Genomic DNA, 14,941 nt, shown 5'->3' with positions numbered 1-14,941 from the left:
CAGTTTGAAGAGGTTTTTTGATATGGATGAAAATGAAAGGAGCTCTGGCATGAGTGAGTTATTAGCGACATATCTCCTGACCGAACCGGGAGCCGATACAGAGAAGAAAGCAGAACAAATCGCAACAGGATTGACAGTAGGCTCCTGGACTGATCTGCCCCTTGTAAAACAGGAGCAAATGCAAAAGCACAAGGGGCGGGTGATAAAAGTTGAGGAGAGAGAGGGAACTGCTGCATCAGAAAAACAAGCGGTCATCACAATTGCCTATCCTGAAATCAATTTCTCTCAGGATATTCCGGCTTTGCTGACAACAGTGTTTGGCAAGCTGTCGCTGGACGGAAAAATCAAATTAATCGATCTTCACTTCTCTGAAGCATTTAAGCGTGCACTGCCGGGACCGAAGTTTGGCGTATACGGCATTCGGAAGCTGCTGGGAGAGTTTGAGAGACCGCTGTTAATGAGCATATTTAAAGGCGTAATCGGAAGGGACCTGAGTGATATTAAAGAACAGCTCCGGCAGCAGGCGCTTGGCGGAGTTGACTTGATTAAAGACGATGAAATTTTCTTTGAGACAGGTCTAGCACCTTTTGAAACAAGAATTGCAGAAGGAAAACAAATATTGAAAGAAACGTATGAGCAGACCGGACATAAAACGCTGTATGCGGTGAATTTGACCGGACGTACGGCTGATCTGAAAGACAAAGCGAGACGCGCCGCCGAGCTGGGAGCGGATGCGCTTTTGTTTAATGTCTTCGCTTACGGCTTGGACGTTATGCAAGGCCTTGCGGAAGATCCTGAAATCCCAGTTCCGATTATGGCGCATCCAGCAGTCAGCGGGGCGTTTACGTCTTCTCCGTTTTACGGTTTTTCTCACGCTCTTTTACTCGGAAAATTAAACCGATATTGCGGTGCTGACTTCAGCCTCTTTCCGTCTCCATATGGTTCGGTTGCGCTTCCAAGAGCGGACGCACTGGCGATTCATGAAGAATGTGTGAGAGAGGATGCTTTTAACCAAACATTTGCGGTTCCGTCAGCAGGCATTCATCCCGGCATGGTTCCGCTATTAATGCGTGATTTCGGCATAGACCACATTATTAATGCCGGAGGAGGCGTACATGGACATCCGAACGGTGCCCAAGGCGGGGGGCGAGCCTTCAGAGCCATTATTGATGCAGTCCTAGAGGCCCAGCCGATTGATGAAAAAGCCGAACAATGCAAGGATCTTAAGCTTGCGCTAGATAAATGGGGAAAGGTTGAAGCCGTATGACGACTCGAAAACCTTTTATTATTTGTGATTTTGACGGAACCATCACGATGAACGACAACATTATAAATATCATGAAAACATTTGCTCCCCCAGAGTGGGTGGCATTAAAAGACGGCGTACTTTCCAAAACGCTGTCGATCAAGGAAGGTGTCGGGCAGATGTTCGGCCTTCTGCCCAGCCGTTTAAAAGAAGAGATTACAAGTTTTGTATTGGAAGATGCAAAAATCAGGGAAGGCTTTCGGGAATTTGTAGCATTTATCAATGAGCACGAGATTCCGTTTTATGTCATAAGCGGTGGAATGGACTTTTTTGTATATCCTTTGCTTGAAGGCATTGTGGAGAAAGACCGCATTTATTGCAACCATGCTTCATTTGACAATGACTATATCCATATTGACTGGCCTCATTCCTGCAAGGGCACATGCAGCAATCAATGCGGGTGCTGTAAGCCGTCGGTCATCCATGAACTTTCTGAACCGAATCAATATATCATCATGATCGGTGATTCGGTTACAGATGTGGAGGCAGCAAAGCTGTCTGACCTATGCTTTGCAAGGGATTATTTATTAAACGAATGCCGGGAGCAAAACCTCAATCATCTTCCGTATCAAGATTTTTATGAGATCAGAAAGGAAATTGAGAATGTAAAGGAGGTACAGGAATGGCTGCAAAACAAGAACGCTGGCGAGAGCTCGCTGAAGTAAAACGGGAATTGGCAGAGAGAGATTGGTTTCCGGCGACTAGCGGCAACCTGTCAATTAAGGTTACAGATGAGCCTTTAACATTTCTCGTCACTGCAAGCGGAAAAGATAAACGCAAAGAGACGGTTGAAGATTTTCTGCTGGTCGACCAAAACGGAGAGCCTGCTGAAAGCGGGCATTCTCTGAAACCGTCAGCAGAAACGCTTTTGCATACACATTTGTACAATAAAACCAATGCCGGATGCTGCCTGCATGTCCATACGGTAAACAATAATGTGATTTCAGAGTTATACGGAGACCAAAAGAAAATCACATTCAAAGGCCAGGAAATTATAAAAGCACTCGGCTTGTGGGAAGAGAACGCAGAAGTGACCATTCCGATTATAGAAAATCCGGCACATATCCCGACGCTTGCGGCACTGTTTGCGGAAGAGATTTCAGAAGATTCAGGAGCTGTTCTGATCCGAAATCATGGTATTACGGCTTGGGGGAGAACAGCATTTGAGGCAAAAAGAGTGCTTGAAGCGTATGAATTTTTGTTCAGCTACCATTTGAAATTGAAAACACTCCAGCATCAGCTGGTTAAATAAAAGGAGGAATTGAAATGGCTACAATTCAAATTCATGATGAGGCAAATACAACGATTGAAAATCAAGAGGAAGTAGCAAGCTTTCTGGACAGTCAAGAGGTTATTTATGAGCAATGGGATATCACGAAGCTTCCGGAACATCTTTCAGAGAAGTATGACCTGACAGAAGAAGAAAAACAGCAAATTCTTGATACCTTTGAAACTGAAATTAAAGATATCTCAACCCGCCGCGGCTATAAAGCACAGGATGTTATTTCATTGTCAGACAGCAATCCGAAACTTGATGAACTGCTTGAAAACTTTAAAAGAGAGCATCACCATACAGACGATGAGGTTCGTTTTATTGTAAGCGGACACGGTATTTTTGTCATTCAAGGCAAGGACGGCACGTTTTTTGATGTCCGTTTAAACCCTGGAGATTTAATCTCTGTGCCTGAGAATATCCGCCATTACTTCACGCTTCAGGAGGACCGCAAAGTTGTCGCGGTGAGAATTTTTGTCACAACTGAAGGCTGGGTTCCTATTTATGAAAAAGACAGCGTGAATCAATAAGCATGAGAAAGCCCCGTTCATCGAACGGGGCTTTTTATATTTATTGCAAACGCCACTTTTCATACTGTGACAGTTCTTTTTTAATCAGTGTCCAAATCAAACCTAAAACAGCTGCATCGTCAATGAACCCAAGACCGAGGATTACGTCTGGAATGATATCGAGCGGCATGACGATATACAGAATTGCGGCAGTTAACAGCAAAAGTGTTTTAGCCTGTGAACGAGGGTAGTCGCCATTTCGCCAATCGCGAAGCATCTGAAAAAAAGTAGTGATGTGCTGAATACATTTTTTTCGGTTTTTCCTTTTCAAAATTGCTTTTCCGCCTGCCGCTCCGAGCATAATTGCATTCTTTTTCTTCATTGGGCATACCTCCTGCCTGGCGGCGTGTTTAAGATATTCTTCACCTGGGTATTGTTCTTCTAATCCTATCAATATATCTATTATACCTGAAAAATTAACTTATTTAATGAAAATATGTTTACAAATAAAGTATAATCTGTAATAATGCACAATAACCCAATCAAACTTGTTTCCTATTTCTTAGCGGCGAGGGGTGAAGTGAATGGGCGGTTCTTCTGAACAAGAAAGATTGTTGGTGTCTATTGATGAAAAAAGAAAGTTAATGATAGATGCCGCTAGAAAGCAGGGATTTACAGGGCATGACACGATCAGGCACAGTCAGGAGCTGGATTGTTTAATAAATGAATATCACCAGCTTATGCAAGAAAACGAACATTCCCAAGGGATTCAAGGCCTTGTAAAGAAATTAGGCTTGTGGCCCCGCAGAGATGTTATGCCAGCATATGATGCAAATAAATAGCGGCCTATCAGATGCATATATAAAGAGAGAGCTTTTCGGAAGCGCTCTTTTTTTCTGGGAAAAATTCATATGAAAGAGGGAACTAATGAAAGAACTGGCGATTCTCATTACCGAAATGGTCAATCAATTTCATGATGCTTTTATTTCCTTATGCGGAATATTTGGCATTGATTTAACTGACAAAGAAATGCATTTTTGGGTGATCGGCATTTTTGGCATATTCTTTTTCGGCGTCACTCACGCTGTGTTTACATGGCTTTCTAAATGGAGTATGACAGCCTTGTCCTTTATCTATACCGTTACAGTCATCATTGTCATCGTATTTGCGATTGAGATTCAGCAAAAGGTGACGGGGAGAGGGAATATGGAGTTTTTAGATGCCACGGAAGGTATAAAGGGTTTTTTAGTATTTTTTATGTTTTTTTTGCTTTTGAAAATGCTGTTGGGTTTCATCAAAATCCTTTTTTCTGGCAGACCAGAAAGCAAATCGAATGGCAATGCCCGGTCACGAAGATAAAAAACCCTCCTGACATGGTCAGGGGGGCTATGAAGCGGATACGGGGAGGGTGATTGTCACCTCTGTGCCTCTTCGCACTTCACTTTCAATATGAATAGAGCCTCCGTACATCAGCACGATCCGTTTACAAACGACAAGGCCGAGACCGGTCCCTTTTTCTTTAGAAGTAACAAAGGGGAGGAAGATGTGATCCAGCATTTCCTGAGAAATCCCTTCACCGTTATCCACAACTTTGATTATGGCTTTTTTATCTAAAGCTCCCAGGGAGATCGTCAGTTTGCCTCCTTCAGGCATTGACTCGAGGCCATTTTTTGCTACATTTAAAATCACTTGTTTAATATGATCTTTTGTACATTTTACGAGTAAGGGCTGCTCGGTTAAATACTGTAATTCGACTTCAACATTGTATAGATTGCCCTCAGAATAAATGATCGGCATAATTTCTCCGATAATGTTCTGAAGTGAGTTCAGCTCCCATTTTTCAGCTGTCGGCTTGCCGAGAACAAGAAACTCACTCACTATTTGATTGATGCGCTTTATCTCCTGTTCGATAATGGAGAAGTAAAGCTGATCTTCCTCACCTTTATATTTCTTTTGCAACAGCTGAATAAAGCCGCTTATGCCGGTGAGGGGATTACGGATTTCATGGGCTGTGCTGGCAGCAAGCGTCCCGATCAGCTCTAATTTTTGCGCCTCATTTTCTGAGCGCTCCAGCTGGGTCTGCCGCTTCAGCAAATAATACAGCACGAGAATAAATAGGATATTCAGCAGAACAATAATACATGAAAGCGGAAGCACTAGGCTTTTCGTCAGTTCTTCTATTGTGACCGGGTTCGGATAGACTTTCATATTCCAGCTGATATCATCCAGATATCCGCTGACAGGTTTCTGATCCTCTGCATGAGAGGCTTGTCCGCTCGCAAAAATCATTTTCCCGTCTTGGTTCACAACTTCAATATAAACATCAGGGCTCAGTAAGTTAATGAGATTTTTTAAATAATCAATTTGAATTGCTGCGACAAGATAATCTGTCACATTACGTTTTGAGTCCAAAACAGGCACACAAATTGTGAAAATTGGCTGACCAGTAATTCTGCTCGAATAACTATCTGAAATGACTGTCTTTTTAGTTTCCTTTGCTTTTGTAAAAAAAGATCTGTCGGCCAGGTTTACTTTCGTTTTTAATTCGGTTGTGCTTGCGGTGACGTCTCCTTTGGCATTGAGAAAATAGAGACCGGAAAATCTCGGCTCTGAATCAAAGGTCTTTTCCAAAATTGACTGCATTTTCTTTATATCAACCGGTCTGTCGATGGCGATGGACAAGGAGGTCATTCTCGCCATTGTTTCTCCGATTAAATAATTGATTTTGTTGCGGTGAAGGTTTAGCAGGACACTTGCTTCTTGTTTATGTTCTGCAGCTATTGTATCTTTTTCTTTTTCATATACGAAAAAGCTGATGACGATTGCCGGAATCACGACTAGTATGATATAAAGTTTGACTCTCCCGCAGGCGCCTTTTAGTATTTTCAATTTGCATCGCTCCAACATACACCTGATTAGAGGTATTATATCATTGTTTCTTCTTCTTTAATAAGAAAAAATAACCAAAAAAATTAGAAAAAGGTGTTGGCAAGCTTACATTTTAAAAAAGAAGAGAAATATTGGAAAGATTTTTATTGACATTTTGGTCTTTGTTTATTAATGTTTCTCTGTAACGGTTTCTAAAAGGATGATTGAGACATGACAGAAAAATCACTGAAGTTATTTATCGTGCTGTCGCGCGCGTATCGGTCTATTAACGATCATATGAATAAGCATATTCATAAGCATGGGCTGAATCCGACTGAATTTGCTGTGCTAGAGCTTTTGTACCATAAAGGCGATCAGCCGCTGCAGCAGATAGGAGATAAAATTCTCTTGGCTAGCGGGAGCATCACATACGTTGTAGATAAGCTGGAGCAAAAAGAACTTCTCATTCGGAAAGCGTCTCCTACAGACAGACGAGTGACATTTGCGCAAATTACTGAAAAAGGCATCGGTCTTTTGAACGATATTTTCCCTGATCACGCTGCTGAAATTGATGAAATGATCAGCGTATTAAGCGAAGAAGAGGTAGACATGTGCACCGAAATGTTAAAAAGAGTAGGATTAAACGCAAAACAGTTTCATAATAAGTAAAAAAAGGAAGCCTGATATGTCACAAGGCTTCCTTTTTTGCTATTTTTCATTTGTTTCCGCTGCGCCTCTCGGCAAAATGAGAACTTCAACCCGCCGGTTTTTGCTTCGGCCTTCCGCAGTTTTATTGGAAGCCACCGGTTTATACTCGCCATAACCCTTGGCGCTGAACACTTTTGCATCGAGCTTGGGGTTTTCAATCAGGAGCCCCATAAAGTTTACCGCTCTCATGACGCTTAAATGCCAGTTTGATTGGAATTCAGAATTTTTAATTGGCATATTATCAGTATGTCCGCTGATAATGATATTTCTTGGCGGGTTAATCACAAGAAGATTTGAAATTTCTTTTGCAAGCGGCACATCTTCCTTACGGATGGTCGCTTTTCCAGAATCAAAGAAGATGCTGTCTTTAATCGTAATCAGAAGGCCTTCACTAGTCATCTTCGTCTCCAGCTGATGTTCCAGCTTTTTATCTTTGATGAACTTTTCCACCTGGCTCTTCACGTTTTCAAGTTCTTCTTGATCAGCTGCTTTTTCTTTTTCTTTCTTGTTTTTCTCTTTCTCTTCTTTTTCCTTTTTCACTTCATCGATGCCGTCTGACTCGTTTTCAGGAGGAGTGACACTGGAGTAGTCCAGTACACCGGTGCCGCCTGTAAAAACTTCATTAAATGATTTTGAGAGCATTTGAAACTTAGCTGCGTCAATCGAGCTGCTCGCGTACAGCACAATAAACAATGCCAGGAGAAGAGTAAGGATGTCGGCGTAAGGAACGAGCCATGATTCATCAACGTGCTCGTCCTCATGCTTCTTCTTCTTTTTTCTCGCCATTTTGCGCCTCTCCTTGTTCTGCAAATTTCAAGCGGTCCTTCGCAGGAAGATACATTAAAAGCTTTTGTTCGATGACTTTCGGTGCCTGTCCTTCTAAAACGGATAAAACACCTTCAATCATGACCTCACGCAGTTTTACTTCTTGTTTTGATTTTCGTTTTAATTTATTTGCGAAAGGATGCCATAACACATACCCTGTAAAGATACCGAGAAGTGTGGCAACAAAGGCGGCACTGATGGCGTGTCCAAGCTCATCTGTGTTATCCATATGAGAGAGAGCGGCAATCAGCCCGATTACAGCACCGAGTACTCCAAGTGTCGGGGCGTACGTTCCCGCTTGTGTAAAAATAGCGGCTCCGGCTTGGTGCCTGTCCTCCATTGCTTCGACTTCCTCTGTCATAATATCTCTGATAAATTCCGCGCTTTGCCCGTCAACAGCCATGCTGAGCCCGTTTTTCAAGAAAGCATCATCTACATCCTCAATGCTTGCTTCTAAAGCAAGCAGACCTTCGCGGCGTGCAAGCTGAGCCCATTCAGAGAACATAGGAATGAGTTCCTCTATTGTGAGCTGTTTATTTTCCTTAAATAAGACTCGAAACAGCGCAGGCACTTTTTTAATTTCTTTTGTTGGGAACGCAATAACGACTGCTGAGATTGTCCCGGCGATAATAATTAAAATGGCAGCGGGGTTTGCAAGGGCGCTGAAACTGACGCCTTTCAGAACCATCCCGACGCTCAATGCCACAAAAGCAAGAATAATACCGATTAACGAAGTTTTATCCATAGTTTTTCACCAAATCCTTTTTTACTAGCTTGTCTATGGTTAATATCGGTTTTGGTGCCCGGAACTTTAGGGACATTGTGAATTTGTTCATGAAATATTCAAGGAAGAGGCATAGAAGGGAGAAATAAACAAAAACGGGCTCTCCAAAATTGAAAAGCCCGGGGGTCTACTGAAATTGGCAGCTTGCTTGCAAGCTGTCCTTCAGATGGTATTCATATAATAGTAGAAATACATATTCACTGTATATAAACATGTTCCATCCCTCCTTAAAAAAAGTGTAAAGGATGAAGGGAAGTAGCGCTTCAGGGGAAGGGATGGTAATTTCTAAGTCAAGAGTATGAAAGCAAGCATAAAAAAAGCGGCTTCCTAAAAAGGAAACCGCTGATTGTTATTTCGCTCGCACTTTGATTTTATCATCTTCTAAAATCACGTGAAAACTTGTGATCTCGCCATTATCAAGCAGCAGATCGGTCATTTCATCCTCAACCCATTCTTGGATGGTTCTTCTAAGCGGACGTGCACCGAATGAAGGGTGGTAGCCCAGCTCAGCGATTTTTTCTTTCGCTTCATCTGTCACATTCAAGCTGATGCCCCGTTCAGCCAATGTTTCTTCAAGTTCTCCAAGAAGAAGGCTGACGATTTTGACAAGATGTTCTTTTTCCAATGAGCGGAACTCAATAATGCTGTCAAAACGGTTGAGGAACTCAGGTTTAAAGAACATGCTCAGTGAATTAATCAATGTTTGTTCTTCGATGACACTGTCATCTGATTGGAAACCGACTTTCGTTTGTTTCTCACCAGCACCCGCATTACTTGTCATGATGATCACAGTGTCTTTGAAGCTTACGGTTCTGCCTTGGCTGTCTGTCAGACGGCCATCCTCCATAATTTGCAGGAACATATGCTGAACGTCTGGGTGTGCTTTTTCAATCTCATCCAGCAACACAATGCTGTAAGGATTGCGGCGCACTTTCTCAGTTAATTGTCCAGCTTCCTCATGGCCGACATATCCAGGCGGTGAACCGATAATTTTAGATACGGCGTGTTTCTCCATGTATTCGCTCATATCGAGTCGGATAATAGCGTCTTTTGTCCCGAATAATTCATCTGCCAGTGTTTTAGAAAGCTCTGTTTTCCCTACGCCGGTAGGACCGACGAAGAGGAAGGAGCCGACTGGTCTGTTTTTGGATTTTAATCCGGCGCGGCTTCGTCTTACCGCTTTTGCCACTTTTTGAACAGCGGCTTCTTGTCCGATCACGCGTTCATGAAGTTTTGCTTCAAGCTCTTTCATTTTCGTTTGTTCGTCTGCCTGCAGTTTGCCGACAGGGATGCCTGTTTTTTGTTCAACAATTTCCTGAATGTGCTCAGCTTCCACAGTGACAGCGGTATGAGCGGAGGAGCTGTTCAGTTTTTTCTCCAATGCGAGTTCTTCATCACGGAGTTTTGCCGCCAGTTCGTAATTTTCTTCTTCCAGGGCTTTTGTTTTTTCGGCTTCAATTGCAGTTAAGCGTTCAGCGGCATCCTCATCATTCAATTCATCAATTAACAGGTTGGCTTTTGAACCTGCTTCATCTAATAAATCAATTGCTTTATCCGGCAGGTGTCTGTCCTGAATGTAGCGGGAAGATAAAGTGACACACGCTTTGATTGCTTCATCACTGAATGTTACGCCATGGTACGCCTCGTATTTGTCTTTAATCCCTTGCAGAATGAGGATAGCCTGTTCAATTGAAGGCTCCTGCACCATGACAGGCTGAAAACGTCTTTCCAGTGCGGCATCTTTTTCGATTTGACGATATTCTTTCAGTGTTGTCGCGCCAATGACTTGCAGTTCGCCTCTGGCTAGGGCCGGTTTGAGAATGTTGCCGGCGTCCATTGATCCTTCTGCAGAGCCTGCGCCGACGAGAAGGTGAATTTCATCAATGAACAGAATGACATTTTTTCGTTCCTTCAACTCAGTGATCAGCTGTTTCATTCTCTCCTCAAATTGGCCTCTGATCCCTGTGTTTGCAACAAGGGATGCAACATCAAGCAAATACAGCTCTTTGTTTTTCAGTTTGTTTGGAACATCACCTTCAGCAATTTTTAAAGCGAGCCCTTCAGCGATGGCAGTTTTCCCTACACCCGGCTCACCAATAAGAACCGGATTGTTTTTGTTCCGGCGGTTTAGAATTTCGATCACTCGCGCCACTTCATCATCACGGCCGATGACGGGGTCAATGAGACCGGCTTTTGCACCGTTTGTAATATTTTGAGCCAGCTCATCAAGCAACCCTTTTTTTCCGCTTTGTTTTGCTGCGCTCTGTTCTTTCGGCTGGAATGCCTGTTCAAACGGAAATCCGAAAGATTGAGGACCCATACTCATTGAAGGTTTACGGGTCAGTTCGTTATAGCAAGTTTCACAAAGAACCATCTGTTTATGAACGGAATTTATTTGCATGTTAAGGCGAATCGTCGCCTCGTTTTGATGACAATGTTGACAACGCATTTGCCAAAACCTCCTTAATAATTTGATCTTCTTTGACCAATGAAAGTGAATAAAAAGGTCTATTGGATTTGACCTTCTTTGACTATTAGTATACGGCAAACTTAACGGCATTCAAACCAATATGCTCAAAGCAGACTGAATATTTGACTATCTTTGACCAATTGATTTTTAAAAAAGGCCGGTTTGTTTGACCAACTTTGATTAATAGTATACTCTGACTATCTTTGACTTTCAAGTCTTATGCACAAAAAATTTTTGATTTGTTACAAAGTAAAACATGTTTTCTTCGTCTTTTCAAGGAACTTGTCTCATAGGTTATAAAAAGGCATATATGGACAAAACTGCGGTTCGTTCGGAGGGAAGAAATGGAACAATCAAAAGGGTCTGCAAGTCAGCTTGCTTTTGTGTATGTCGGCACAGTAGTCGGAGCTGGATTTGCGACTGGGAGGGAAATTGTTGAGTTTTTTCTGAAGTTCGGCTGGTTCGGTTTATTCGGCATTCTCGTCAGCGGCGGAATGTTTACGTTACTGGGGGCCAAGCTGATGATCATTTCAAAGCGAATCAATGCCAAGTCATATCAAGAAATGAACATATTTTTGTTCGGGGCGACGGCTGGGCGGATTATCAATGTATTTATGCTGTTTGTTCTCCTTGGAGTTACATCTGTTATGCTTTCAGGGGCAGGGGCGCTTTTTGAGGAACAGTTGGGGATGTCCGCTCAGATTGGGATGCTCATTACAATCGGTCTGAGTTTAATTGTAATGACTAGAGGAGTAAAAGGCATTTTCGGTGTCAATGTGTTTGTTGTTCCTCTTTTAATCATCTTTTCAATGATTGTGGTGGCCGACTCTTTTATATTCAGCGAATCACGAAACGCAGCTCAGTGGGTCTGGCCGCATCGCTGGGATTGGCTGTTATCAGCTGTTTCTTACGGGGCTTTGAATTTATCGCTTGCCCAAGCGGTTTTGGTTCCGCTGGCGAATGAAATGTCATCGGAGAAAGTGATAAAAAAAGGCGCTTTAATCGGAGGCACGATGCTGACGATTGTGCTGTCCGCGAGTTTTCTGTCTTTGTCGACTCTTCCGGATGTATTTTTGTATGATATACCGATGGCGCAAGTGGTTTATCTCTTTGCACGATCTGTCCATTTGATTTATTTACTCATTATTTTCGGAGAAGTGTTCACATCAGTTATCGGTAATCTATATGGATTAGAAAAACAAGTGCAAAGCTTTCTTCCAGTGAAAAGCAAATATATCTTTGCGGCCATTATGATCACGGCTTATATTACGAGCCAAATAGGGTACGGCAGGCTTATTTCAACGATTTATCCCTTGTTTGGCTATGTGAGCCTGGCCTTCATAGGCGCTTTGCTTTGCAAAAAAGCTCCTCGGCGGCGCAGTTTATAAATATATATAATGAAACAAACCGTCACTATAGAGCACGAACCGGGGACTGACTTTTTTATTGTCAAGAAAAACAACATTATGGTAAGATAGCAGAAGTGAAAAAATTGAAGAAAATCCGTGCGATATGCGGGAGAGGTTCTAGCTACACCCTCTATAAAAAACTAAGGACGAGCTGTATCCTTGGATACGGCCTTTTTTATGTTTTTCTAGAGCACCTTCCGAAAAAAGGTGTTTTTTTGCGTGAATTAGCTGTAGCGATGTCTCTCGCCGGCGTTTTTATTGCGGAGAAGGAGAGGAATCATGAAAAAAGAAAAAGCAATTGTCGTATTTAGCGGCGGCCAAGACAGCACCACATGCTTACTGTGGGCCTTAAAAGAATTCGAAGAAGTCGAAACGGTGACTTTTCATTATAATCAGCGACATTCGCAGGAAATTGAAGTGGCAAAATCCATTGCGGAAAAGCTTGGTGTGAAAAATCATTTGCTTGATATGTCACTTTTAAATCAGCTTGCACCGAATGCCTTGACTAGAAATGATATTGAGATAGAAGTAAAAGACGGCGAACTGCCATCCACATTCGTTCCAGGCCGCAATTTGGTTTTCTTATCCTTTGCGTCTATCCTGGCTTACCAAATTGGCGCGCGCCACATTATTACAGGAGTTTGCGAGACAGACTTCAGCGGTTACCCTGATTGTCGTGACGAATTCGTGAAATCTTGCAATGTAACGGTAAATCTGGCGATGGAGAAGCCGTTTGTGATTCATACGCCTCTCATGTGGCTCAATAAGGCGGAAACGTGGAAGCTTGCAGATGAGCTTGGCGCGCTGGAGTTTGTGAAAAACAACACGCTGACATGCTATAACGGCATCATCGCCGACGGCTGCGGCGAATGTCCGGCATGTCATCTTCGTTCAAAAGGTTATGAAGAATATATGGTGATGAAAGGAGAGCGTGCATAAATTGTTATCTCAAATTTATCCGCAGGCCCAGCATCCTTATTCGTTTGAACTGAATAAGGACATGCATATCTCAGCCGCTCATTTTATCCCTAGGGAAAGTGCGGGAGCGTGCAGCAGGGTTCACGGGCATACGTATACCGTAAATATAACCGTTGCCGGCGACGAACTTGACGATTCCGGCTTCCTCGTCAATTTCAGCGTACTCAAAAAACTGGTGCACGGAAACTATGATCACACGCTATTAAATGATCATGAAGATTTTTCTCAGGACGACCGGTATTCGCTGCCGACAACTGAAGTCGTGGCGAAAACGATTTATGACAACGTACAGGCTTATTTAGACACTTTGGAGAATAAGCCGACCTGTGTACAGGTGTTTGTCCGTGAAACACCGACAAGCTACTGTGTCTACCGTCCGAAAAAGGGTGGTTTGAATGGCTAAAGGAATTCCTGTATTAGAAATTTTCGGCCCGACGATTCAAGGAGAAGGCATGGTGATCGGACAGAAAACGATGTTCGTCCGGACAGCCGGCTGCGATTATTCCTGCAGCTGGTGTGACTCCGCTTTCACTTGGGACGGGTCTGCTAAAAAAGATATTCGCTGGATGACGGCGGAGGAGATTTTTGCGGAGCTTAAGGACATTGGGGGAGACGCGTTTTCTCATGTGACGATCTCAGGCGGCAACCCGGCCCTGTTAAAACAGCTGGATGCTTTTATTGAACTGCTGAAGGAAAATAACATCCGTGCAGCGCTTGAAACTCAAGGGACCGTTTATCAGGATTGGTTTACGCTGATTGATGACCTGACAATTTCTCCAAAACCGCCAAGCTCAAAAATGGTAACGAACTTTCAAAAGCTTGACCACATTTTAACTTCACTTCAAGAGAATGATAGACAGCATGCTGTCAGCTTGAAGGTTGTCATCTTTAATGATGAAGATCTGGAATTTGCCAAAACTGTGCACAAGCGGTATCCGGGAATCCCGTTTTATTTACAAGTCGGAAATGATGACGTGCATACGACAGATGATCAGTCACTGATTGCACATTTGCTTGGAAAATATGAAGCGCTTGTTGATAAGGTAGCTGTCGATGCGGAGCTGAATCTCGTCAGAGTGCTCCCGCAGCTGCACACCCTGTTATGGGGCAACAAACGCGGAGTATAATAGAAAGGAAGATGAACATGACGACAAGAAAAGAATCAGAATTAGAAGGTGTAACATTGCTAGGCAACCAAGGTACAAATTATTTGTTCGAATATGCACCGGACGTGCTGGAATCCTTCCCGAATAAACATGTAAACCGTGATTACTTTGTAAAATTCAATTGCCCTGAATTCACATCTTTATGTCCGAAAACAGGGCAGCCTGACTTTGCAACAATCTACATCAGCTACATTCCTGATGAAAAAATGGTGGAAAGCAAATCATTAAAGCTGTATCTATTCAGTTTCAGAAACCATGGTGACTTCCACGAGGACTGCATGAACATCATCATGAATGACTTGATCGAATTAATGGACCCGCGCTACATTGAAGTATGGGGCAAATTCACGCCAAGAGGCGGAATTTCCATTGACCCGTACACAAACTACGGAAAACCTGGCACGAAGTATGAGAAAATGGCCGAGTACCGCATGATGAACCATGATTTGTATCCGGAGACAATTGATAATCGTTAATCACTATAAAAGCGTGCCTATTATGACTTTTATGCAAATAAATTGCTATTGCAGAGGTAATGTAAGACGTACAAATGTGTACGTCTTTTTCTTTTAAGCACAAAAACAATTTATTAACGAAAGTATTTTGGCAGAAAGGCTAGCAAAATCATAGGAAAATATGTTGTAG

General features: G+C 42.8%; 17 protein-coding genes and 1 riboswitch. Of the genes, 12 read left to right on the top strand and 5 right to left on the bottom strand.

The window, feature by feature from the left end; all coding sequences use genetic code 11:
* The first annotated feature begins 49 nt into the window (after positions 1–49).
* The 4 genes from mtnW to mtnD are packed head-to-tail and all read left to right on the top strand — an operon-like array spanning position 50 to position 3,109.
* Positions 50–1,267 carry a 2,3-diketo-5-methylthiopentyl-1-phosphate enolase gene (mtnW, locus tag ACQVGT_RS13375; RefSeq protein ID WP_015483161.1) on the top strand — a complete coding sequence of 406 codons (1,218 nt, stop codon included), beginning with the start codon at positions 50–52 and terminating at the stop codon, positions 1,265–1,267.
* A complete protein-coding gene (gene mtnX / locus ACQVGT_RS13370; RefSeq protein ID WP_015383507.1) occupies positions 1,264–1,971 on the top strand; it encodes a 2-hydroxy-3-keto-5-methylthiopentenyl-1-phosphate phosphatase in 708 nt (235 codons plus the stop codon). Before mtnW ends, mtnX begins: the two co-directional genes overlap by 4 nt.
* Positions 1,929–2,558 (top strand): methylthioribulose 1-phosphate dehydratase, encoded by a 630-nt coding sequence (locus ACQVGT_RS13365; RefSeq protein WP_015483162.1) that lies wholly within the window; start codon positions 1,929–1,931, stop codon positions 2,556–2,558. Before mtnX ends, ACQVGT_RS13365 begins: the two co-directional genes overlap by 43 nt.
* Positions 2,559–2,572: 14 nt before the next feature.
* Positions 2,573–3,109: an acireductone dioxygenase gene (gene mtnD / locus ACQVGT_RS13360; RefSeq protein ID WP_015383508.1), complete on the top strand. Its 537-nt coding sequence runs from the start codon at positions 2,573–2,575 to the stop codon at positions 3,107–3,109.
* A gap of 40 nt (positions 3,110–3,149) precedes the next feature.
* Here the strand turns inward: mtnD and ACQVGT_RS13355 are convergent, their stop codons facing one another.
* On the bottom strand, positions 3,150–3,470 hold the full coding sequence (locus ACQVGT_RS13355; RefSeq protein ID WP_015483163.1) for a YkvA family protein: 321 nt from the start codon (positions 3,468–3,470) through the stop codon (positions 3,150–3,152).
* A gap of 202 nt (positions 3,471–3,672) precedes the next feature.
* On the opposite strand from ACQVGT_RS13355, the gene spo0E reads away from it, so the two are divergent.
* Together spo0E and ACQVGT_RS13345 are read left to right on the top strand one after the other, a co-directional pair.
* Positions 3,673–3,930, top strand: a complete 258-nt coding sequence (gene spo0E, locus ACQVGT_RS13350) for an aspartyl-phosphate phosphatase Spo0E (RefSeq protein ID WP_003218598.1) — start codon at positions 3,673–3,675, stop codon at positions 3,928–3,930.
* An 85-nt stretch (positions 3,931–4,015) separates the two neighbouring features.
* Positions 4,016–4,447 (top strand): hypothetical protein, encoded by a 432-nt coding sequence (locus ACQVGT_RS13345; RefSeq protein ID WP_015383510.1) that lies wholly within the window; start codon positions 4,016–4,018, stop codon positions 4,445–4,447.
* A 27-nt stretch (positions 4,448–4,474) separates the two neighbouring features.
* Here the strand turns inward: ACQVGT_RS13345 and kinD are convergent, their stop codons facing one another.
* A complete protein-coding gene (gene kinD / locus ACQVGT_RS13340; protein ID WP_080030664.1) occupies positions 4,475–5,995 on the bottom strand; it encodes a sporulation kinase KinD in 1,521 nt (506 codons plus the stop codon).
* A gap of 192 nt (positions 5,996–6,187) precedes the next feature.
* Between kinD and mhqR the strand changes: the two genes are divergently transcribed.
* Complete coding sequence (gene mhqR / locus ACQVGT_RS13335; protein ID WP_015383512.1) at positions 6,188–6,625, top strand: MarR family transcriptional regulator MhqR; 438 nt, start codon at positions 6,188–6,190, stop codon at positions 6,623–6,625.
* Positions 6,626–6,664: 39 nt separating this feature from the next.
* Here mhqR and motB read toward each other — a convergent pair whose 3' ends face one another.
* From motB to clpE, 3 genes are all read right to left on the bottom strand, one after another.
* Complete coding sequence (gene motB / locus ACQVGT_RS13330) at positions 6,665–7,450, bottom strand: flagellar motor protein MotB (RefSeq protein ID WP_003232473.1); 786 nt, start codon at positions 7,448–7,450, stop codon at positions 6,665–6,667.
* Positions 7,422–8,234, bottom strand: coding sequence for a flagellar motor stator protein MotA (motA, locus tag ACQVGT_RS13325; protein ID WP_003238984.1), 813 nt, complete (start codon positions 8,232–8,234; stop codon positions 7,422–7,424). The genes motB and motA overlap by 29 nt, the downstream gene beginning before the upstream one ends.
* Positions 8,235–8,622: 388 nt before the next feature.
* Positions 8,623–10,722, bottom strand: coding sequence for an ATP-dependent protease ATP-binding subunit ClpE (gene clpE / locus ACQVGT_RS13320; RefSeq protein ID WP_015483166.1), 2,100 nt, complete (start codon positions 10,720–10,722; stop codon positions 8,623–8,625).
* Between the two features lie 365 nt (positions 10,723–11,087).
* Between clpE and ACQVGT_RS13315 the strand changes: the two genes are divergently transcribed.
* The 5 genes from ACQVGT_RS13315 (at position 11,088) to queF (ending at position 14,772) form a co-directional block, all read left to right on the top strand.
* Positions 11,088–12,131, top strand: coding sequence for a YkvI family membrane protein (locus ACQVGT_RS13315; protein ID WP_015383514.1), 1,044 nt, complete (start codon positions 11,088–11,090; stop codon positions 12,129–12,131).
* 126 nt (positions 12,132–12,257) lie between these two features.
* A riboswitch (PreQ1 riboswitch) is annotated at positions 12,258–12,302 on the top strand.
* Between the two features lie 129 nt (positions 12,303–12,431).
* Entirely contained in the window at positions 12,432–13,091 is a 660-nt protein-coding gene (gene queC, locus ACQVGT_RS13310; RefSeq protein WP_014476630.1) for a 7-cyano-7-deazaguanine synthase QueC, read from the top strand.
* Entirely contained in the window at positions 13,084–13,533 is a 450-nt protein-coding gene (gene queD / locus ACQVGT_RS13305) for a 6-carboxytetrahydropterin synthase QueD (protein ID WP_003232462.1), read from the top strand. Before queC ends, queD begins: the two co-directional genes overlap by 8 nt.
* The gene (queE, locus tag ACQVGT_RS13300) at positions 13,526–14,257 is read left to right on the top strand and encodes a 7-carboxy-7-deazaguanine synthase QueE (protein ID WP_003232460.1); all 732 of its coding nucleotides are present in this window, start codon (positions 13,526–13,528) and stop codon (positions 14,255–14,257) included. Before queD ends, queE begins: the two co-directional genes overlap by 8 nt.
* Positions 14,258–14,274: 17 nt before the next feature.
* Positions 14,275–14,772: a preQ(1) synthase gene (gene queF, locus ACQVGT_RS13295; RefSeq protein ID WP_003218613.1), complete on the top strand. Its 498-nt coding sequence runs from the start codon at positions 14,275–14,277 to the stop codon at positions 14,770–14,772.
* Positions 14,773–14,941 lie beyond the last annotated feature (169 nt).

It is taken from the genome of Bacillus sp. SCT118, from assembly GCF_058566435.1.
Note: the sequence above shows the minus strand (reverse complement) of the source record. Positions and strands in the feature narration are given on the sequence as shown.